This window comes from Bacillus nakamurai, assembly GCF_001584325.1.
In the GTDB taxonomy this organism is placed as follows: Bacteria; Bacillota; Bacilli; order Bacillales; family Bacillaceae; genus Bacillus; species Bacillus nakamurai.
On sequence record NZ_LSAZ01000032.1, the window covers coordinates 1 to 19,452 of the forward strand.

22 protein-coding genes and 1 riboswitch are annotated in these 19,452 nt (G+C 44.4%); of the genes, 5 read left to right on the top strand and 17 right to left on the bottom strand.

The window, feature by feature from the left end; all coding sequences use genetic code 11:
- Positions 1 to 38: 38 nt before the first annotated feature.
- From stoA to AXI59_RS13715, 4 genes are all read right to left on the bottom strand, one after another.
- Entirely contained in the window at positions 39 to 533 is a 495-nt protein-coding gene (gene stoA, locus AXI59_RS13700) for an endospore biogenesis thiol-disulfide oxidoreductase StoA (protein WP_061523554.1), read from the bottom strand.
- Between the two features lie 62 nt (positions 534 to 595).
- Positions 596 to 1,933, bottom strand: coding sequence for a polysaccharide biosynthesis protein (locus AXI59_RS13705; RefSeq protein WP_061523553.1), 1,338 nt, complete (start codon positions 1,931 to 1,933; stop codon positions 596 to 598).
- A gap of 112 nt (positions 1,934 to 2,045) precedes the next feature.
- Positions 2,046 to 2,669, bottom strand: a complete 624-nt coding sequence (locus AXI59_RS13710) for a cell wall hydrolase (protein WP_061528526.1) — start codon at positions 2,667 to 2,669, stop codon at positions 2,046 to 2,048.
- A gap of 273 nt (positions 2,670 to 2,942) precedes the next feature.
- Complete coding sequence (locus AXI59_RS13715; protein WP_061523551.1) at positions 2,943 to 3,137, bottom strand: hypothetical protein; 195 nt, start codon at positions 3,135 to 3,137, stop codon at positions 2,943 to 2,945.
- A gap of 163 nt (positions 3,138 to 3,300) precedes the next feature.
- Between AXI59_RS13715 and AXI59_RS13720 the strand changes: the two genes are divergently transcribed.
- On the top strand, positions 3,301 to 3,486 hold the full coding sequence (locus tag AXI59_RS13720; RefSeq protein ID WP_061523550.1) for a YkvS family protein: 186 nt from the start codon (positions 3,301 to 3,303) through the stop codon (positions 3,484 to 3,486).
- An 80-nt stretch (positions 3,487 to 3,566) separates the two neighbouring features.
- On the opposite strand, the gene AXI59_RS13725 is transcribed toward AXI59_RS13720, so the two are convergent.
- From AXI59_RS13725 to AXI59_RS13755, 7 genes are all read right to left on the bottom strand, one after another.
- Positions 3,567 to 3,842, bottom strand: coding sequence for a DUF3219 family protein (locus tag AXI59_RS13725; protein WP_061523549.1), 276 nt, complete (start codon positions 3,840 to 3,842; stop codon positions 3,567 to 3,569).
- Between the two features lie 345 nt (positions 3,843 to 4,187).
- Complete coding sequence (gene queF, locus AXI59_RS13730) at positions 4,188 to 4,682, bottom strand: preQ(1) synthase (protein WP_061523548.1); 495 nt, start codon at positions 4,680 to 4,682, stop codon at positions 4,188 to 4,190.
- A 17-nt stretch (positions 4,683 to 4,699) separates the two neighbouring features.
- Positions 4,700 to 5,431 carry a 7-carboxy-7-deazaguanine synthase QueE gene (gene queE, locus AXI59_RS13735; protein WP_061523547.1) on the bottom strand — a complete coding sequence of 244 codons (732 nt, stop codon included), beginning with the start codon at positions 5,429 to 5,431 and terminating at the stop codon, positions 4,700 to 4,702.
- Positions 5,424 to 5,864 carry a 6-carboxytetrahydropterin synthase QueD gene (gene queD, locus AXI59_RS13740; RefSeq protein ID WP_061523546.1) on the bottom strand — a complete coding sequence of 147 codons (441 nt, stop codon included), beginning with the start codon at positions 5,862 to 5,864 and terminating at the stop codon, positions 5,424 to 5,426. Before queD ends, queE begins: the two co-directional genes overlap by 8 nt.
- On the bottom strand, positions 5,865 to 6,524 hold the full coding sequence (gene queC, locus AXI59_RS13745) for a 7-cyano-7-deazaguanine synthase QueC (protein ID WP_061528527.1): 660 nt from the start codon (positions 6,522 to 6,524) through the stop codon (positions 5,865 to 5,867).
- A 101-nt stretch (positions 6,525 to 6,625) separates the two neighbouring features.
- A riboswitch (PreQ1 riboswitch) is annotated at positions 6,626 to 6,670 on the bottom strand.
- 117 nt (positions 6,671 to 6,787) lie between these two features.
- Positions 6,788 to 7,906: a hypothetical protein gene (locus AXI59_RS13750; protein WP_061528528.1), complete on the bottom strand. Its 1,119-nt coding sequence runs from the start codon at positions 7,904 to 7,906 to the stop codon at positions 6,788 to 6,790.
- 98 nt (positions 7,907 to 8,004) lie between these two features.
- The gene (locus AXI59_RS13755; protein WP_061523543.1) at positions 8,005 to 9,042 is read right to left on the bottom strand and encodes a YkvI family membrane protein; all 1,038 of its coding nucleotides are present in this window, start codon (positions 9,040 to 9,042) and stop codon (positions 8,005 to 8,007) included.
- 398 nt (positions 9,043 to 9,440) lie between these two features.
- Here AXI59_RS13755 and clpE point away from each other — a divergent pair, with 398 nt between their 5' ends.
- The 3 genes from clpE (at position 9,441) to motB (ending at position 13,339) form a co-directional block, all read left to right on the top strand.
- Positions 9,441 to 11,537 carry an ATP-dependent protease ATP-binding subunit ClpE gene (gene clpE, locus AXI59_RS13760; RefSeq protein WP_061523542.1) on the top strand — a complete coding sequence of 699 codons (2,097 nt, stop codon included), beginning with the start codon at positions 9,441 to 9,443 and terminating at the stop codon, positions 11,535 to 11,537.
- A gap of 229 nt (positions 11,538 to 11,766) precedes the next feature.
- Positions 11,767 to 12,582, top strand: coding sequence for a flagellar motor stator protein MotA (gene motA, locus AXI59_RS13765; protein WP_061523541.1), 816 nt, complete (start codon positions 11,767 to 11,769; stop codon positions 12,580 to 12,582).
- Positions 12,554 to 13,339, top strand: coding sequence for a flagellar motor protein MotB (gene motB, locus AXI59_RS13770; protein WP_061528529.1), 786 nt, complete (start codon positions 12,554 to 12,556; stop codon positions 13,337 to 13,339). Before motA ends, motB begins: the two co-directional genes overlap by 29 nt.
- A 35-nt stretch (positions 13,340 to 13,374) precedes the next feature.
- Here the strand turns inward: motB and mhqR are convergent, their stop codons facing one another.
- Entirely contained in the window at positions 13,375 to 13,821 is a 447-nt protein-coding gene (gene mhqR / locus AXI59_RS13775; RefSeq protein WP_061523539.1) for a MarR family transcriptional regulator MhqR, read from the bottom strand.
- A gap of 198 nt (positions 13,822 to 14,019) precedes the next feature.
- Between mhqR and AXI59_RS13780 the strand changes: the two genes are divergently transcribed.
- A complete protein-coding gene (locus tag AXI59_RS13780) occupies positions 14,020 to 15,537 on the top strand; it encodes an ATP-binding protein (protein ID WP_061528530.1) in 1,518 nt (505 codons plus the stop codon).
- 209 nt (positions 15,538 to 15,746) lie between these two features.
- Here AXI59_RS13780 and spo0E read toward each other — a convergent pair whose 3' ends face one another.
- The 5 genes from spo0E to mtnW all read right to left on the bottom strand — a co-directional run bounded on the left by spo0E (position 15,747) and on the right by mtnW (position 19,372).
- Positions 15,747 to 16,007: an aspartyl-phosphate phosphatase Spo0E gene (gene spo0E / locus AXI59_RS13785; protein ID WP_061523537.1), complete on the bottom strand. Its 261-nt coding sequence runs from the start codon at positions 16,005 to 16,007 to the stop codon at positions 15,747 to 15,749.
- 309 nt (positions 16,008 to 16,316) lie between these two features.
- A complete protein-coding gene (locus AXI59_RS13790; protein WP_061523536.1) occupies positions 16,317 to 16,853 on the bottom strand; it encodes a 1,2-dihydroxy-3-keto-5-methylthiopentene dioxygenase in 537 nt (178 codons plus the stop codon).
- A gap of 16 nt (positions 16,854 to 16,869) precedes the next feature.
- On the bottom strand, positions 16,870 to 17,499 hold the full coding sequence (locus AXI59_RS13795; protein WP_061523535.1) for a methylthioribulose 1-phosphate dehydratase: 630 nt from the start codon (positions 17,497 to 17,499) through the stop codon (positions 16,870 to 16,872).
- Positions 17,457 to 18,161 carry a 2-hydroxy-3-keto-5-methylthiopentenyl-1-phosphate phosphatase gene (mtnX, locus tag AXI59_RS13800; RefSeq protein ID WP_061523534.1) on the bottom strand — a complete coding sequence of 235 codons (705 nt, stop codon included), beginning with the start codon at positions 18,159 to 18,161 and terminating at the stop codon, positions 17,457 to 17,459. Before mtnX ends, AXI59_RS13795 begins: the two co-directional genes overlap by 43 nt.
- Complete coding sequence (mtnW, locus tag AXI59_RS13805) at positions 18,158 to 19,372, bottom strand: 2,3-diketo-5-methylthiopentyl-1-phosphate enolase (RefSeq protein WP_061528531.1); 1,215 nt, start codon at positions 19,370 to 19,372, stop codon at positions 18,158 to 18,160. Before mtnW ends, mtnX begins: the two co-directional genes overlap by 4 nt.
- Between the last annotated feature and the right edge of the window lie 80 nt (positions 19,373 to 19,452).

Genomic DNA, 19,452 nt, shown 5'->3' on the forward strand with positions numbered 1-19,452 from the left:
TCAAAAACGGGGGTCAGTCTTAAAATCCTCTCAGCTTTTTATTGCTCTGACCACTTTTTTAACTGTGAGGCTGTCATCGGGCCGACAACCGTTTTTTCGATTTCTCCTTTTTCATTCAGCAGAAACGAAGTCGGAATTGTGATGATACGGTATTCCTTCATCAGCTCGCCTCTGGAATCGAGAACGATCGGGAATGTAAGGTGGTGTTGGTTTACAAAGTTTTGAACGGCCTGCTTGTTTTGTTCAGCGTTTACCAGATTAACCGTCACAAGGCTCACTTGATCAGAATGATGTTTTTCATAATAAGTTTGAAACTGCGGCAGTTCTTTTTTACACGGCGGACACCATGACGTCCAGAAATGCAAAATCGTTTTCCGGCCTTTGTGCGGGATTGAAATATCGTCTCCTTCAATCGTTTTCATCAGAAAGACTGCGGGAACAGCCTGCTTTCCGGCTGCGGCTTTTGCTTCAGGCATCCAGACTGCGGCAAGTATGAAAAGAGCTGCACATACAATAAGGCGATTTTTCAGCATATGATCTTCCTTTCATGCGTTTCAGATAGCTTGCCCTTCCTTATTGAAATGTATCAGCTTTTTCAGCTTTCGATGCGAGGCGATCTGCCCCCGCCTGTAAGAAATACAGAAACACCGAGCTCTTTGCAAATCGTCGTGTAATGTAAACTTGTCAAAAGAATCATGCCCGTATTCATTCCGAGAATAATGCCGAGCATTTGGAGATTCGGCATAGAACCAAGCACATACATCATCGTCAGGGCAACAATATGGCTCCACACGTTATGGAAAAAAGCCGTTTTCACATGGCCGATTCCGATCAGGCAAGCCTGAAGCGGCATGACAAACAGGTGAAAAAGAAAGTATGGCCATAACAGCTGCAAATAAAATTGTGCTTCCGGAGATTGAAAAAAAAGATGGGTCAGCGGGCCGGCGAATTGAAACATCACCCAGACTGCCGGAATGCCGTAGCCGAATGTAATAAAAATCGACTGCCTCAGCCGTTTCAATACAATATCATATTGAGAAAGCGCGTACGCTTCAGAAATACTCGGAATCATGACCACCATTAATGAATGGGCGATAAACGCGGGAAAAGAACCGATCGTTATCGCTACCCCGGCAAGCATGCCGTATTGATCAATCGCCGCTGTTCCGGCAGCCCCCGCCGCCAAAAGCGCCGCTTTCACCAAAAAAGGTTCAATCGCATTGGTCACGGCGTGAAAAATGCGCAATCCCGTTGTCGGAATCGAAACGGCCAAAAGACGTTTCCGTACATCCCTGCCGCGCAGATGGATATGCTGATGGCCGGAAATCGTCCTCCGCGCCAAAATAAACTGCGTATACAAGTAAACGAACACCACGACATCGCTAGCGACAAGCACAAACAATGAAATGAGAACCGCCATGTCAATTTCAAAAGAGTACCATTGAAAAAATACAAACAGACACAGCACTTGTATGATTTTTTTCAGGACATTCGCAACAGCGATTTTCCCCATTTGCTGCACACCCATAAAATAACCTCTGGCGATGGATGTGAAAGCCACAATGGGAATCAGGCCGATAACAATCCCTTTGATAAAAGGATGATACGTATCAAAAACAGGGATAAACGGCAGCGCGATGCTGGCAGCGGCGGTCGAAAAAGCGGTAAATACGGCGGTCATTCGAAATGCATGCCGGAGCATGCTTTCATGCAGCTTCTGGTTTGATTCAGCAATAAATTTCGAAATTGAGATCGGAAGCTCGAGGCTCGCTATCACGATAATCAAAAAAATGGTGGGCAGAATACTCATATAAAGCCCCATTCCATGCTCGCCAAGCTCCCGTGCCAATATCATATTCACTACAAATTCCAGGCATTCAGCGAAAAAGGCGGCAATGGATAAAAGGATAATCCCTTTTACAAATCGATTCATGGTGTCTCTCCTTGTCTCTCGTTCTTCCACCATCATATGAGACAAGTTCTGAAAATATTTTCGATTTCTTAAAATTGAAAAAAAGCATAGCCGGGACTTCATCCCGCTATGCTTACATGGCAAATACGTGTCTGCCGATTCTTTCTATGATTTTTCTGGAACGGATCCAGTTGTCAGAAGCCGTTTTCGGATTGTAGAAATACAATGCCTTTGTTTCTCTGCCCTGGTTTTCCATCGCCTCTTTTGCCGCGGCAACGGAATCCTTATCCGGTTTTTGATTTATACTTCCGTTCGATACCGGTTCAAATGCGTTCCTTTGATAAATAACGCCCCGAATGGTGTCGGGAAAGCCGTGCTTTTCGGTACGGTTCAGCACCACGCTCGCCACAGCCACTTTCCCTTTATAAGACTCGCCCTTCGCTTCTGCGTAAACGAGACGGGACAGAAGTTCTCTGTCGGCTTGGGAATAAACCTTTTTAGGCGGATGATGCTCAGCCGGCTCCGGCTTGGCTTTTTTCTCTGTATGCGATGTCAGCTCGATCGTATTGATAGAATGCTTATGATCAGCATTTGCCAGTTTGGGAACGGCGCTATTTCGATTTATATGATTAACCAATGAAGTGCTTTCTTGCTTTGGCTTCTTTGTTAAAGTAAATAGGGCTTGTGTATGTTCAATTTTTGTTGCAGGCATAAAACAAAGAAAAAAAACAGCCAAGGCAGCAAATTTTGTCGTCATACGATTTCCTCCTTAAAATACTTCACTACCTTAACAAGAGCCGCACTCAAATTCACGGTTAAAGATTTTCCAGTTCTCCCAAACAGCTATTATGCTGGAAAAAGTTCTATAACAGCCTTGTTATTGCCAAGAAAACAGCTGTGGCTCCCATAAAAATAACCAAATAGTTGTAAAAACATCCATCGGAGGAATTTTACAATTTGTTTACATCTGTTACAAGAAGATGAAATCAGCGTCTGAAAATAAAAAAGGCTCCTCACATTCGAGGAGCCTTCAGCTTCTTGGCTGTTCTAAATATTGGAATATGACATCTCCGCCTTGCTGGGCAATCCCGCGAAAATGCTTAAAATCCTCCTGTTTTGATAAAACAGCCCGAAACGCAAGAAAGTGTTCTTTTTGCACCCTGAATTCCGGAATTTCCCCGGTGCGGATTTGATTGATACGTTCTGTAATTTCTTCCGGCAGCAATTAAAAACAGCCCCTTTTTTCTGCATATTAACGAAAAACAATATACCATCTTTGCCGCGTCCGGACAATGAATAAGCGGAACAATACCCATATTGCTTTACTTCTTAAAGAAAATACTGCAAAATATTTTCAAACAGGAATTATGATAAAGGAGAGGAAGCTCGTGAAAATTGCAAAGGTTGGAAACGTCATTGAATTTAAAAACGGATTAACCGGTATTGTTGAAAAGGTAAATGAAAACTCCGTCATCGTTGACGTAACCATCATGGATAATTATCGTAATCTTGAATTAGATTCCCTCACTGTCGTCAATCATAAAAACTATAAAATCATCAAAGACTCCATTTAACCCCCAGCACGCGATCCGAACACTTTACATATCCCGCACGCTTTTCAAAAGCTGCCGCCCGGCAGCTTTTTCACATGAAGTCAGACCTCAGTCAGCTCAATAAAAAAGTCCCCGGTCTCACCTTCCCGATAAAGGTTTGTCATCGACGTATAATAGTTGGTGATTTCACCGCGGAAATCGAGCCCCCGCTCAGGGGCCTGCACCTCGAAGGTTTTTTCATACAGAAGGACGGCGATATCATGATACGTTTCACTGGTCACCTTTAATACAAATGAAATGACACGGCCGCTTTTGCCCGTCCCTTCTTTACAGTCATACATATTCAGCCTTACACCGTTTAAAAGCAGGGGTTCCATGATGTTCACTCCTTCTTTTTACAGGACATGCTATCACGCAGCTGATTGGTTTACAATTGATCTGCTTTCACAAAGTGAATTATTTAAGTGAAGGTGTTTACAAACGTATGTTCTCTATTTTATAATAAAACAGACGAGCTGCCATCCAGCACCCGTCATGTGATGTAGCGGCGAGTACAATCCCCCCGGGTTTACTCGTCTTTTTTAAACCGAAATCTTTTTATCCATGGGATCCAGTTTGATACTTGGAGCTTCGTATTGCATTATTACAATTCCCTATCATCCGGACTGCCCAGTAAAACCCATGCAAAAACCCCCGCCAAAAAGACGGGGGCTTAGATCCAATTATCGATTATCAATCGTTTCAGGATACATATCATGATTCATCATACGATGCTCAGCCATTTGTTCATATTTCGTTCCCGGTCTGCCGTAGTTTGTGTAAGGGTCAATTGAAATGCCTCCTCGCGGCGTAAATTTCCCCCAAACTTCGATGTAGCGCGGGTCCATCAGCTCAATCAGGTCATTCATGATAATGTTCATGCAATCCTCGTGGAAATCTCCGTGATTGCGGAAGCTGAAAAGATAAAGCTTCAGCGATTTGCTTTCTACCATTTTTTCGTCCGGAATGTAGCTGATGTAAATCGTTGCGAAGTCCGGCTGTCCCGTTTTCGGGCAAAGCGACGTAAATTCAGGGCAATTGAATTTAACGAAATAATCACGGTTGACGTGTTTATTCGGAAAGGACTCCAAAACCTCCGGCGCATATTCAAATAAATAGTTTGTCCCTTGATTTCCCAGGAGCGTAACTCCTTCTAATTCTGAATCTTTTCTAGTCATATGAATCTCCCTTTCTCTTATACTCCCCGTTTGTTTCCCCAAAGCAGTGTATGCAGCTGGGGCAGGACTCTGACAAGATTCAATTCTGAATCTGCAGAAACCATGTCAACGAGTTTTTCATATTTTCCGAGCAGATGCGTGATTAACGCTTGGTCATCTGTCGTATGGACGTTGTCATTTCCGACTTGCAGATAAAACGGAATACCCGGATATCGTTTATGAACGGTTTTCGCAAATGCCAGATCCTCATCATTAAAAATGACGACTTTTAAACTGACCGCATGGCGCCTGTTTGCCGCTTCAAGAGAAGACAAAATATAATCCAGCTTGTTAAAATCGGTCGTCATTCCCGAGCTCGGCGGCTTCGGAGAAATCGTCAAGTCATCAATTAACGTAAACCAATCCTGATAGACGGTTCCTTGCGTTTCTAAAGCGGCGCGCACATCATGCTGTTTCAATAACAAAATAAACGCGTCAAGCTGCTTTAACAGCGCCGGGTTTCCGCCGGAAATGGTGACATGAGAAAAGGCGTTTCCGCCGATTTCTCTCAGCTCATGATAAATGTCTTCCGCCGTCATCCAGCGGATATCTTTTTTGGCTGATCCGTCCCACGTAAAAGCGGAATCGCACCAGCTGCAGGAATAGTCGCAGCCGGCCGTGCGGACGAACATGGTTTTCTGGCCGATGACCATGCCTTCCCCTTGTATCGTCGGCCCGAAAATTTCTAAAACCGGAATTCCTTTAGCCATTCACATCACCTTTTTTCGGGCGGTACACGCAATAGCTTGTCGGTGTTTCTCTGACAAAAATTTGCACACAAACCGGTTTATTCTCCAATGTTTCAAGATAGGCTTGAACCTTATCATAAATCGTTTTCGCCACAACTTCCGTCGTCGGCAATGAGTACCTGTCATCATCGGAAAATTCGTCATGATCATTCAGCAACGTATGATCGTAAGCGCCGTGCACCAATTTTTTCAGCACGCTGAAATTTACGAGAAATCCTGAATCATCTAATTCATCCCCGGCAACGGTAATATTTACGGTATACGTGTGCCCGTGCACTCTGCTGCACGCTCCGGCACTTTCACGGGGAATAAAGTGCGCGGCGGAAATGTGCATGTCTTTGTTCAATTCAAATGAGTAAGAATGCTGAGCCTGCGGGTAAATTTGAGAAAGCAATTACTTCCGCTCCCCTTTCATTTTCATATATTCATCGTAGCCTTTATTGCGGAGCAGACATGCCGGACATTCGCCGCAGCCGTCCGCAATAATGCCGTTATAGCACGTCAGTGTGTTGTTTTTTACAAAATCAAGCGCATCAAGCTCATCGGCAAGCTTCCATGTTTCCGCTTTGTTCAGCCACATGAGCGGTGTGTGAATAACAAATGGTTTTTCCATCGCCAAATTGACGGTAACGTTGCAGGATTTCACAAACTCGTCACGGCAGTCTGGGTAGCCGCTGAAGTCAGTCTCACAAACACCTGTTATAATGTGGCGCGCACCGATTTGATACGCAAGAATAGAAGCAAATGATAAGAACACGAGATTGCGTCCCGGCACAAAGGTTGTCGGCAATTCCCCGTCTTTCGCTTCGATTTCTATATCGTCCCTTGTCAGCGCGTTTGGCGCAAGCTGGTTTAAAAGGGACATATCAAGCAAGTGATTTTTGACGCCGAGCTTTTCAGCAATGGCCTTTGCCACATCAATTTCTTCTTGATGGCGCTGATTATAATGGAATGTTACAGTTTCTACTTCTTCAAAGTTCTGTAAAGCCCATAATAAACAAGTCGTGCTGTCCTGTCCTCCGCTGAAGACGACAACCGCTTTTTCTTTTTTCATATCTGTTCTCTCCCTTATTTACATTCTTCATATAAAAAAGCGCCTTTCTCGGAAAAGGCGCCATAAAAAACATAAAAAAAGACCGTATCCAAGGATACAGCTCGTCCTTAGTTTTTTATAGAGGGTGTAGCTAGAACCTCTCCCGCAGAAATACGGATTTTTTTCATTTTTTCACTCCTGCTATCATACCATAATTAAGTTTCCATTGACAATAAAAAAAGACAGCCTGAAACAAAGTTCAGGCCGCCTCATAAAGAGCTGATTTAAACTCTTCGTTTTTTCCCGGGAAACACCATCAGCATAATTCCGATCAGGATAAATAAGACAGGCCAGAAGACAGACACCGGGAATACCAATTGATACATCATGATAAAACATAATGCCGTCAGCGTCAGCACCGTTATCGGAATCAGCAGCGCCTTTTGTTTCCCGCCAAACAGCCACAGTTCGAATAAACCGAAAGCAGCCGCTAACAGGTAAACAGGCCAAGTCACACCGGAATATGACCAATTAGTTGCGACTTCGAAGAAAAACAAGACGCCCGTAATCAGCAATATGCCGCCCGGCACAAGAAGTCCTGCGTTTTTCACCGGTTTAGAGCTGAAAATCGGGATATGAAAAGCAATACCAAACAAAATAAGGATAGCGGGCCATCCATGTTCGTTTATCACAGCATTTGTATTGCTGAATATGCCAAAAATCCCTATACAAACAAGAACAGCCGATGCAATGAGCAGCCCTTTTTGCTTTTTGCCGAACAGCCAGCTTTCAAACAGCCCGAACGAAACGGCAAAGAGATAGACCGGCCATGTTACATCTGCGTACGCCCAATCCGTTAACGTTTCAAACCATAATAAACCGCCTGTAATCAGCAATATACCGCCTGGGATAAGAAGCCCCGTTCTTTTTTGCGGATACAAAAATGCACTGATATGAAAAATAAGCGATACGAGAATGATCAGAAGCGGCCATGCCTCTGCCATAAGCATGCCGGCAAAACATACAGCCCCGACGGCTGACAGGATAAACACAGGGATCAACACGCCCGTTTTTCTTCCTCCGAAGAACCACAGTTCAAAAAGTCCGAGAGCTGGAGCCCATATATATACAGGCCAAGTGATGCTAGCATACGCCCATCCTGTTGCGGTTTCAAAACAAAACAGACATCCCAGCACCAGGGTAATTCCGCCCGGAACGAGCAGCCCCGCTTTGTCGGATGCTTTGCCCGTGAATAAAAACCCGGCATGAAAACCTGCGGATAACATAATGAAAAGAAACGGCCAAGCCGAGGCAGCCGCTATGTGGATAACCCCTGCCTTCTGTAAAAAAAAGAGAATACCGATACCAATAAAAATGAAGCCTAAAAACCGAAAGTCTTTCACTCAATACTCCTCCCCATCATTTCCCAATTCATTATACAGAAATGGCAGGAAAAAAGAAGGGGAATTTTTCAAAAAAACAGACAATAGTCTCTTTTCACTCATATTTTTCTAGGCGTTTTTTTACAAACCAGCGCACCGATAAAAGCAAGGCTGACATATCCAAACAGCGGATAAACCGTTGAAATCAGGTGGCCGTAGCCGATTTGACTGACAATATAAGCAAATATTAAAATGCCGCCGTAAATATATGTACTCTTTATATGAAGAAAGCTGTTCAATTGTTTTTCCAAACCGTATAAATTGCCGATTACCGATGTAAATACTTCACCAAAAATAATAAACAAATAAATGATATGCAGGGAGCGGGAAAATAAATAGACGACTTGAGCCATCGGAATCTCATATTCCAGCACATGCGGAAGCACCGACAAGGACAAAAAGCTTGCGAAAAGCACAAGCGTAAGCAAACCGCCGCCTAAATAAGCCCCTCTTCTGATCACCTTTTCTGATGACATTTCGTTCGCAAGGGGTACAAGGACAGCTTGGGCCAGCGATAGATTTAAAGCGCCGTACGAAACGGCGGACAAAAGCCAATTCCATCTGTCAGGCCATACCCATTCCTCCGCGTTCCTCGTGGTTGTAAACACAAATGAATCGGCAGCCACAATAAAAGAAAAAGAAAGTAACAGCGGCACAACTAATACATTGACACCGAAAACGCCTTTGACGCCGCTTGTCATGACGGCAAAGCTCAGCCCGATTGTCAAAAGAATTCCGGCTTGGGCGGTCCAGCCAAGCTGTTCATGAAACAGCGCCCCCGCACCGGACAGCATGACAGAGGTCACCCCTAACAGAATAAACATCATAAACATGTTGACAATGCGCCCGACGGACTGGCCGAATAAATAATTATTTACTTCTTGATAAGACGCTGCATTGATCCGCTTTGAAATGATCATTATTTTTGCGCCTAAAAAAGTAAACATCAGACCGCTCACTACAATGCCGAACAGACCGATCCAGCCAAACCTCAGAAAAAACTCAACGATTTCGCGCCCCGTGGCGAAACCGGCCCCTACAACCGTCCCTACGTATACAAATGCAAGCTGACTTGCAGACCCTTTTGATTGTCCCATTTCACCCTCCGGCTAAACGCAGTTTTGTCCAGGCCTTTTTATCAGCCTATGAGACAAGTTGCATGAAAAGAAGAATAAATCGTGTTTACCTGAGAAAACAGATTTAAATTTCCTCCTCAAGCAAAAAAATTGAAAGCAGAAAATCGGCGGCGTATACTCATCAACAAGAAAGATCAACGTCAGAAACTTTCTTTCTGATTCCTTTGGTCAATATTAATCAAACATTATGAATTGGCCGATCTGCATTACAAACTTTGATTTTACAAGGTTTAAAACAAAACACTTGAAAGTCAAAGAAGGTCAGAGTATACTATTAATCAAAGAAGGTCAAACTAAGACCTTATTTTCTAACTCTATTGGTCAAAGATGATCAAACATTTCTAAGGAGGTTTTGGCAAATGCGTTGTCAACATTGTCAGAAAAACGAGGCGACGATTCGCCTAAACATGCAAGTCAATTCGATTCAAAAACAATTGGTTTTATGTGAAACATGTTATACAGAATTAACCCGCAAACCGTCTATGAGCATGGGGCCGCAATCATTCGGTTTCCCATTTGAACAAGCCTTTCACCCTGATAAAATCGAACAGCAGTCTCAGCGTAAAAAAGGATTGCTCGATGAACTCGCGCAAAATATCACAAACGGCGCAAAAGCGGGCCTGATTGATCCTGTTATCGGCCGCGATGATGAAGTGGCGCGCGTGATAGAAATTTTAAACCGCCGCAATAAAAACAACCCGGTCCTCATCGGAGAACCAGGTGTCGGTAAAACAGCAATCGCAGAAGGCCTTGCGCTCAAAATCGCGGAAGGCGATGTACCGAATAAACTAAAAAACAAAGAGCTCTACCTGCTGGATGTCGCTTCCCTCGTTGCCAATACAGGGATCAGAGGCCAGTTTGAAGAAAGAATGAAACAGCTGATGAGCGAATTAAAAGAACGGAAAAACGCAATTCTGTTCATTGATGAAATTCATCTTCTCGTAGGTGCCGGATCTGCTGAAGGATCAATGGATGCAGGAAATATCCTGAAACCGGCTCTAGCCAGAGGCGAACTGCAAGTCATCGGGGCGACGACGCTGAAAGAGTACCGCCAAATCGAAAAGGACGCGGCGCTTGAAAGACGCTTCCAGCCTGTAATGGTTCACGAACCTTCTATAGAACAAGCGATCAGCATTCTTGAAGGCATTAAAGATAAATATGAGAAGTACCACGGCGTCACATTCAGCGATGAAGCAATTAAAGCGTGTGTCACACTCTCTTCCCGCTACATTCAGGACCGCCATCTGCCGGATAAAGCGATTGACCTTCTGGATGAAGCCGGGTCAAAGGCAAATCTGCAGCTGGATACTTTAAATGAAGAAGAAGCAGCTAAAAGACTTTCTGCCATTGAAGCTGAAAAAACAAAAGCGCTTCAAGAAGAGAACTATGAGCTTGCTGCAAAACTTCGTGACGAAGAAGCGGCTTTGGAAAAGCAGCTGGCACAAGAAACGCCCGCCTCATCAGCTGAAGTGGGAGCGGAACACATTCAAGCCATCGTCGAACAAAAAACGGGCATTCCCGTCGGAAAACTCCAAGCTGATGAACAAACAAAAATGAAAGAGCTTGAAGAAAACCTTCATCAGCGTGTGATCGGCCAGGAAACAGCTGTTAAAAAAGTGGCTAAAGCGGTAAGAAGAAGCCGCGCCGGCTTGAAATCCAAAAATAGACCTGTCGGCTCCTTCCTCTTTGTCGGACCGACCGGCGTCGGAAAAACCGAGTTATCAAAAACACTCGCAGATGAACTGTTCGGCACAAAAGATTCCATTATCCGCCTCGATATGAGTGAATACATGGAAAAACACGCCGTTTCTAAAATTATCGGTTCGCCTCCGGGTTATGTCGGACATGATGAAGCCGGACAATTAACGGAAAAAGTGCGCCGCAATCCATACAGCATCGTATTGCTTGATGAGATTGAAAAAGCCCACCCTGACGTCCAGCATATGTTCCTGCAAATTATGGAGGACGGCCGTTTGACAGACAGCCAAGGCAGAACGGTCAGCTTTAAAGATACCATTTTGATTATGACGAGCAACGCGGGCACCGGCGAAAAACAGACAAAAGTCGGATTCCAATCAGATGACAGCGTGATGAAGGAGCAGACGCTGATCGATTCACTCAGCATGTTCTTCAAACCTGAATTTTTAAACCGGTTTGACAGCATTATTGAATTCCAGTCTCTTGAAAAAGAACATCTCGTTAAAATCGTCAGCCTGCTGCTTGCAGAACTTGAAGACACATTAAAAGAGCGCGGAATCAGTTTGCACGTCACGAATGAAGCGAAGGAAAAAATCGCTGAAATCGGCTATCACCCTGCTTTCGGCGCACGTCCGCTCAGAAGAACCATCCAAGAATGGATCGAAGACGAAATGACAGATCTATTACTCGAAGATAACGAAATCAAAACCTTCCATGTGATATTGGAAGATGACAGCATTAAAGTACAGGCGAAATAATAAAAAAGCGGTTTTCCATGCGGAGACCGCTTTTTTTTTTTTGCCTTCCCGTACCTACTTACCTGGTGATCAGTTTCCTCTCCAAGAACAGCTATATGGCGTATCAGCGGTATGATATAAGATGAAAGCTGTGAATAATTCGAGAACAATTTCCCAATCACCCTAAAGTTCCAAGCACTGGCACCGATATTAACCATAGAAAGCTAGTATAAAGGATTTGGTGAAAAATATGGATAAAACATCGATTATCGGTATCATTCTTGCCTTGATCGCTTTAAGCGTCGGCATGGTGCTGAAAGGGGTAAGCTTAAGTGCGCTCGCTAACCCGGCAGCTATTTTAATTATTTTGTTCGGTACGATTTCTGCCGTCATTATTGCATTTCCTGGCAAAGAAATTAAAAAAGTGCCTGCTCTTTTTAAAGTGCTGTTTAAGGAAAACAAACAGCTGACCATTGAGCAATTAATTCCTATGTTTTCTCAATGGGCGCAAATTGCCAGACGTGAAGGCCTGCTCGCGCTGGAGGCAAGCATTGAAGACGTCGATGACGCGTTTTTAAAGAACGGTCTGAGCATGGCGGTCGACGGACAAAGCGCAGAATTTATTAGAGATATTATGACTGAGGAAGTTGAAGCGATGGAAGACAGACACCAGGCCGGCGCAGCAATCTTTACACAAGCCGGGACATATGCGCCGACACTTGGCGTATTGGGTGCGGTTATAGGCCTTATTGCCGCCCTTTCAAACATGAACAACACGGAGGCGCTCGGACATGCCATCAGTGCGGCGTTTGTCGCCACCCTTCTCGGGATCTTTACAGGGTATGTATTATGGCACCCCTTCGCCAACAAGCTGAAACGCAAATCAAAACAGGAAATCAAACTGCGGGAGATCATGATTGAAGGAGTCCTTTCCGTGCTTGAGGGTCAAGCGCCGAAAGTAATTGAACAAAAACTTCTGATGTACCTTCCTGCAAACGAACGTGCAAAAGTGAGCGAACAAGAAGGAGAGTCAAACAATGGCGAGAAAAAAGAAGAAGAAGCATGATGACGAGCATGTGGATGAGTCTTGGCTGATCCCGTACGCTGACCTTCTCACCCTTCTCCTTGCTCTGTTCATTGTATTGTTCGCCATAAGCTCTGTTGATGCGGCGAAATTCCAAATGCTTTCTAAATCATTTAACGCCGTATTTACGGGAGGCACAGGCGTTCTGGAATATTCAAGCGTCACGCCCCCTGAGAATGAAAAAGACGGCATTGATACGATAAAAAAAGACAAGGAAAAAGAGAAAGAGAAAAAAAAGAAAGAAAATGAAGCGGCGGACCGTGAAGAGCTGAAAGGCGTGCAGAAACAAGTCAATCAATTTATTAAAAATAAAAAGCTTGAGCATCAGCTTGAAACGAAGCTGACACACGAAGGCTTATTGATCACCATTAAAGACAGCATCTTCTTTGATTCGGGAAGAGCCGATATCCGCCAGGAAGATGTCCCGCTTGCGAAGGAAATCTCAAATTTATTAGTGCTGAACCCGCCGCGCAACATTATCATCAGCGGGCATACGGACAATGTTCCGATTAAAAACTCAGAATACCAATCAAACTGGCATTTAAGCGTTATGAGAGCCGTCAACTTTATGGCTTTGCTCACTGAGAATCCGAAATTGGACGCAAAAGTGTTCAGCGCCAAGGGCTTTGGCGAATATAAGCCGATTGCATCTAACAAAACCGCAGAAGGACGCAGCAAAAACAGACGCGTTGAAGTATTGATACAGCCGAGAAATGCCGGAACCGACGAAAATCAATAATATAAAAAAGGAAGCCCTTCAAATGGCTTCCTTTTTTATTTCTGATGAAAATGTTTTGCATTCAATCCTACTCTTTTCAGCATCTCCGTACACATTTCTATCTCTTCCTCACTCAGCACACTGATCATTTCTTTTATCTCCGATGCGTGATCCGGGAAAATATCATCCAAAAGACGGATTCCCTTTTCTGAAATTCGTGCGAAAGTCACTCTTCTGTCAGTCGGCGAGGCTTTTCGGATCAGGAGGTCTTTTTTCTCCAGCTTGTCGACGACGTATGTAATACTTCCGCTCGCTAATAAAATTTTGTCGCCGATTTGCTGCAGAGGCTGATCCCCTTTGTGGTATAGCAGCTCAAGCACCGCAAATTCCGTCGGATTCAGACCGTGCTTATGAATGTGTTTATTCATATGATCGTTAATAGAGCGATACGCACGTGATAGTACAATAAATAATTTCAATGAGTTTTCTGTCTTATCTGTCATAAATCAATCATCCTTTTACAAAAGAAACCGTTACAGAGAAACATTAATAAACAAACTGAAAAATGTCAACAAAAATGTTTCCAAAATTTCTCTTCTTTTTGGAAAGCCTTAATAAAATAACTTGTTTTTCTATCATTTTGGTTATTTTTTCTTATTAAAGCAGTATAAACAATGATATAATACCTCTATTCAAGTGTTATGTTGGAGCGATGCAGATTGAATACTTTTAAAGGTGCTCTGGGAAAGATCAAGCTTTATCTGATATTGGTGATCATCCCGGCACTTATTATCAGCTTTTTCATTTATGAAAAAGAAAAGCAGAAAATAGCCGATAAACACATACAGGAAGCCAGTATGATGCTTAATCTTCACCGCAATAAGCTCAATTATTTAATAGGTGAAACAAAAGCCCGGATGAAAACACTTGCGATCGCAATCGATAAGCCGGTCAATGAAGAAAAAATAAATGAAATTCTCGATCAGGCTTTTGAAGATGAACCGAGATTCAGCGGGCTTTACATGCTGAACTCAAAAGGCGATGTGATAGCGAGCACAACCGATCTGAAATCAAAAGTGAACCTGGCGGACAGACCGTATTTTACGAAAGCAAAAGAAACGAAGAAAACGGTCATCACAGACGACTACTCCAGCAGAATTACAGGCCAGCGCATTTTTACGATCTGTGTCCCGGTTTTAGACGCAAACCGGGAGGTCACGGCCTATTTAGTTGCCGCCATCCAAGTCGATTATTTGAGAAATATGATCCATATGCTGAGCCCTGATGTTTATGTGAAGGTAATGAACCAAAAAAAAGTGATATTCGCCAGCGGACATGCTGTTCAATCAGAAGGCGCAAAACCGGTCAGCGGTTATTTAGATGATATCAACTGGAATATCAATGTGTATCCGAAACCGGTTGAGTTGAACGAATTGACCAAAAGCGTGCTGCTCCCAATGTCAAGCATTGCCGTGCTGCTTAATATTTTGTTCATTCTCGTTCAATATTATTTGCTGAAGCGCCAGACCCAGCTGGAGCGTGCTCAAAATGAGGCGCAAAAGCTCGAGCTGATCGGAACGCTTGCCGCAAGCACCGCCCATGAAATCCGCAATCCGCTTACGGGAATCAGCGGCTTCATTCAGCTTTTGCAAAAAAAATATAAAACCGAGGAAGACCAGCTGTATTTCTCTATTATTGAGCAGGAGATTAAACGGATTAATCAGATCGTGAGTGAATTTTTGGTGCTCGGCAAACCGACCGCGGAAAAGTGGGAGGTCAACTCGCTTCAGGATATTCTCGATGAGATTATGCCGATCATTTATTCTGAAGGAAATCTCTATAATGTGGAAGTCGAGGTGGAGATTCTTATTGATCGTCCGCTGATGGTCAACTGTACGAAAGACCATATTAAACAGGTAATCTTAAATGTGGCAAAAAACGCGCTCGAATCAATGCAGGAAGGCGGCAAGCTGTCAATCTATTTAGATGCCCGCGATCATAAAGCAGTGATTAAGGTCGTCGACAACGGAATGGGCATCTCTGAAGACATGCTGCAGCACATTTTTCTGCCGTTTGTGACATCCAAGGAAAAAGGCACCGGTCTCGGGCTTGTTGTGTGCAAGCGTATCGTTTTGATGTACGGTGGCTCAATTGACATTCAAAGTGAGCTGGAAGAAGGCACCGTGGTTACCATTACCCTTCCTGCCGCTTCACGTTAAAAAACACCCTGAATCGGGTGTTTTTTAACTAAAGGAGAATATGTGTAAGAGGATGCATGCGGAGGTCGGCCTCATGGCCTGCAGATAAATACGAGGCGCTTCGTGAGCAGAATCAACGGGGTCTTCCCGCTAATAAAAACGCGTTCATCTTTAAGATGCGGCGCTTGTTCAGGAAGCGCTTTTGCTCTTCGTTATCTGTTTATCATCAGTCATTTGTTTGCCTCATACGCAGGCATCACATCACCGCGGGAGAACAAGCCTATTTTCTTCACAAGGCCCTGTATTCCTTGGTGATGTGTGTGTTCCCGATTTATCAGCTGCTGATACGCGTTCATCAGACAGTCCAGCTCCTGACTGTGTCTGATCGTATCATATCCTGTAAACCCCTGCCTGTTAGCGGCATCTATCATCATTTTTCTTTTTTCATCAATAGATACCAGCAATTTTTCTTGTTCAGAATAACTACCCATTCACTTCACCCCTCACCGCTAAAAGAATAGGAAACAAGTTTGATTGGGTTATTGAGCATTATTACAGATTATACTTTATTTGTAAACATTTTTTTACTAAATAACTTAATTTTTCATTTCATATTGGAATCTTTAGCAGGATTAAGAGAATAATACCCGTTACATGATCATGTAAACAGCATTTCACATATTCTGGCGGCGGAAAATAGAAGTTTATCAAAAAACGAAGGACAATGACCTTATATTAAAATACTGTTAACATGAAAAAACCCCCGATGCGTTTTCCGCATGAGAGGCTCGTGTTTTTCGTTAGTTTTGTACACTTTCATTCTCGTAAATCGGAACCCATCCTTCTGTCGTAACGAAAATCCTGACTGCGACCACTTTACGGTCTTCCTGAAGCGTAAAGTAGTGGCGGATGTTTTCCGGAACCGAAATTAAATCTCCCGGATTCAATCGGACATCAAAAAAAGTGCCGTCTTTGCCTTGAATGACGAAGATGCCGTGGCCGCTGACGATAAATCGGACTTCATCATCCGTATGATGATGTTCTCGTTGAAAGTTTTTTAATAGTTCATCAAGATTCGGAGTTGAATCTGATAGAGAAATGACGTCTTGGGATTTATAGCCGCGCCGTGCGGAAATGTCCTGAATCTCCTTATCAAACGCGGCAAGAATCTGCTCTTTTTCGACTTCTGTCAAATCATATTTTTCTGAAAGCTCAGGCGGAAGTTTTTCAATATTCCACTGATCATAAATAACCTCCTGGTCGTCTAAAAAGCGTGCTACTTCTTCTTGATTGTCTATTAATGTATTTTTTTCATCATGAATTCTGATCGTTGCCATTTTCGATTCCCCCTCTTTATTTGACAAGCTGCGGCCGGAGTGACAGGAGCTTGATATGATAGCTGAATAAAAATTCATAGGCTTCCAGCACCCTTTTTGCCTCAAACGCATTTTGCCCCCATGCAGTAATGCCGTGATTGCGGATCAGCACGGCGCCGGAGTCGCTCACAGCGTGTGCTGCGAAGCTTACAGCCAATGACGGAATATGTGCGGGATTGTCAATAATCGGAATGGTCACCGCCGTATTTTCCTCCCAAAAACCAAGCGCCTTAATGATTTCCTGTCCCTGAAATGTGATTTGTTTTTCTTCGCCGTACAGCTCCGATATCACATTATTATTTATCGTATGAATATGCAGACAGCAGCCCGCATTGGTCTTCTGATACAAATAGGTATGGAGAAGCGTTTCCGCTGACGGCTTTAAGGAATGGCCGGTTTCAGCGGGTTTCCCGTGCTGATCGACTAAGAGAAAATCTTCGTCTGTTTCTTTCCGTTTATCCTTGCCGCTTGCCGTGACGAGAAAAGTTAACGGCTCATCAGACACTTTAATGGAAAGATTTCCGCTTGTCGCCGGGAACCAGTCTCTTTCAGCCAGCTCGCGCTTTACTTCAGCAAGTTCGCGCCAGCGCTCTTGTTTTGCAGCCATGCCTGCACCTCCCCGATGTTTTCAATGCCGCTTTTCACTTCGTAAAAATCATGAAAAGGAAGATGACGCAGCCCGAGCTCCCTGCATTCATCCAGCAAGTAATCCCTTGCAAAACACATGTCAGACAACTTTGCAGCCTCCACATCCGTGACGGAATCACCGATCATGATGAGAAATTCCTTTTGGTCTGAAAGCTTTCGGATGACTGACGGTTTGCAGCAGCCGCATTGGTTTGTACAGCCCTCATCACAGGTATGAGGCCATTCAATATGAATATAGGCATTTTCAAAAGACGCGTGATTGCAGAAAATCCGCTCCTTTTCCACGATTCCATCCAAAAGCGGGTGCACAAAAAAGTCCATCCCGCCGCTTACGACATAAAACGGAAGGTCGTTTGACCGAACGAACGAGACAAACTCCAAAAAGCCGTCCCGTATGTTCGCATCCTGCAGAACAAAGTCTGTCAGCTTTTCTTTTAAGCTGCTCGGCAAAAGCCCGAACATCCGGCCGACACCCTCTTGGATGGATATGCTTTTAGACAGGACACCGTCTTTTAAAGCGAGCCATTCAGGCGGTGCGAATTCTTTCATAATGCTGATAATGTTGTCATTCATGGTAACCGTTCCGTCGAAATCACAAATAATCAGCGGTGTCTGGGTCATACGGCTTCCACCCTTCCCCATTTGTCTAATGCGAGCTTAAGGTCTTTGCACGCTGCGGCTTTTTCTTCTATTGGCTGCGCTTGAAGCACCGCATCGATAATGGCGCGGAACGCTTTTCCTCCGCCCTCGGCGCCTCGCGGATGCCCGTGAATCCCGCCGCCGGCGTTAATGATATGGTCAATTCCGAAATCACGCATCAATAAAGGCACCATGCCCGGATGAATGCCGGCCGACGGAACAGCAAATGAAGGCTTGAAAACATCTTCCTTCACACATTCGTCGTGAATGGAAAGCGCCGCCTCCTTCGGAAGAGCCACTGACCCGTAAGGTGACGGAAATAAACTGAAATCGGCGCCGCAGCACCGGTTCAGCTTGCCAAGTAAAAGCGCATGCGATAAACCGTAGACGGAAGATGATGTGAACGCGCCGCTGACCGCCGGGTGCGCCATGATCGGAAGCGGGATGTCCGCATCTTCCGCAAGGCTTTGCATAACGTCTAAACCGTAGGCGAACACATTCAATAAAAGGGCGTCGGCTCCAAGTTCGGCAGCCCGCCTCGCCTTGTCCCGCAGCTCAGCCGTTCGTCCCGTAAGGTTTACTGCATACAGCGTTTTATGTCCTGTCTCTTCACAGGTTTCCTTTAAGACTCGTTTCCCTTCTGTAATACGGGTTTCAAACGGAGCCAAATCATTTTCAAAGAAAATTTCGTCATCTTTAATCATATCCACACCGCCCAGCGCCTGCTGTCTGAGCTGATCCTTAATGTCAGTGAGATCCCGGCCGATTACGCCTTTAAAAATGCTCATTAAAAGCGGTCTTTCAAACTCGCCGAGCATTTTGCGGATGCCGTATATGCCGAATTTCGGTCCGGGCAGGGAGCGTTTAAACGCCTCGGAAAATTCAAGATCAATCAGTTTAATTTTTCCGTCCAGCGACAGCTTCCCGAACACTGTTGTCAGCACTGCCGGGATATCGTTTGAAAAATTAACCTCAGGATACGCAATGGTAATGACCGCCTGTTTCTCATTTTCAGCGGTTCCTTCTTTCTCCTCAACCTTTACCACCCGGCCCTTATGCCGTCTGAGCTGATCCTGCTTCAGCTGGGGCAAATCCGTCCAGGAGCCTACCGTCAGCCCCGCCGCGATTTGTTCAGCCCGTTTCTCACTGTCTCCCGGGTCCGTCAGAAGATATGCTGCCAATACTTCGCTCATGCGTATACTCCTCTCTTTCTTTCGCAAAACAATAAAAAACCTCTTCTGTTTGAGCAGAAAGAGGTTTCGTGTTATGTCCG

Bases quoted from the DNA above. Each gene is read 5' to 3' on its own strand.
- stoA (WP_061523554.1), bottom strand. From the start codon at position 533: ATGCTGAAAAATCGCCTTATTGTATGTGCAGCTCTTTTCATACTTGCC.
- AXI59_RS13705 (WP_061523553.1), bottom strand. From the start codon at position 1,933: ATGAATCGATTTGTAAAAGGGATTATCCTTTTATCCATTGCCGCCTTT.
- AXI59_RS13710 (WP_061528526.1), bottom strand. From the start codon at position 2,669: ATGACGACAAAATTTGCTGCCTTGGCTGTTTTTTTTCTTTGTTTTATG.
- AXI59_RS13725 (WP_061523549.1), bottom strand. From the start codon at position 3,842: ATGGAACCCCTGCTTTTAAACGGTGTAAGGCTGAATATGTATGACTGT.
- queF (WP_061523548.1), bottom strand. From the start codon at position 4,682: ATGACTAGAAAAGATTCAGAATTAGAAGGAGTTACGCTCCTGGGAAAT.
- queE (WP_061523547.1), bottom strand. From the start codon at position 5,431: ATGGCTAAAGGAATTCCGGTTTTAGAAATTTTCGGGCCGACGATACAA.
- queC (WP_061528527.1), bottom strand. From the start codon at position 6,524: ATGAAAAAAGAAAAAGCGGTTGTCGTCTTCAGCGGAGGACAGGACAGC.
- AXI59_RS13755 (WP_061523543.1), bottom strand. From the start codon at position 9,042: ATGGGACAATCAAAAGGGTCTGCAAGTCAGCTTGCATTTGTATACGTA.
- clpE (WP_061523542.1), top strand. From the start codon at position 9,441: ATGCGTTGTCAACATTGTCAGAAAAACGAGGCGACGATTCGCCTAAAC.
- motA (WP_061523541.1), top strand. From the start codon at position 11,767: ATGGATAAAACATCGATTATCGGTATCATTCTTGCCTTGATCGCTTTA.
- motB (WP_061528529.1), top strand. From the start codon at position 12,554: ATGGCGAGAAAAAAGAAGAAGAAGCATGATGACGAGCATGTGGATGAG.
- mhqR (WP_061523539.1), bottom strand. From the start codon at position 13,821: ATGACAGATAAGACAGAAAACTCATTGAAATTATTTATTGTACTATCA.
- AXI59_RS13780 (WP_061528530.1), top strand. From the start codon at position 14,020: ATGTTGGAGCGATGCAGATTGAATACTTTTAAAGGTGCTCTGGGAAAG.
- spo0E (WP_061523537.1), bottom strand. From the start codon at position 16,007: ATGGGTAGTTATTCTGAACAAGAAAAATTGCTGGTATCTATTGATGAA.
- AXI59_RS13790 (WP_061523536.1), bottom strand. From the start codon at position 16,853: ATGGCAACGATCAGAATTCATGATGAAAAAAATACATTAATAGACAAT.
- AXI59_RS13795 (WP_061523535.1), bottom strand. From the start codon at position 17,499: ATGGCTGCAAAACAAGAGCGCTGGCGCGAACTTGCTGAAGTAAAGCGC.
- mtnX (WP_061523534.1), bottom strand. From the start codon at position 18,161: ATGACCCAGACACCGCTGATTATTTGTGATTTCGACGGAACGGTTACC.
- mtnW (WP_061528531.1), bottom strand. From the start codon at position 19,372: ATGAGCGAAGTATTGGCAGCATATCTTCTGACGGACCCGGGAGACAGT.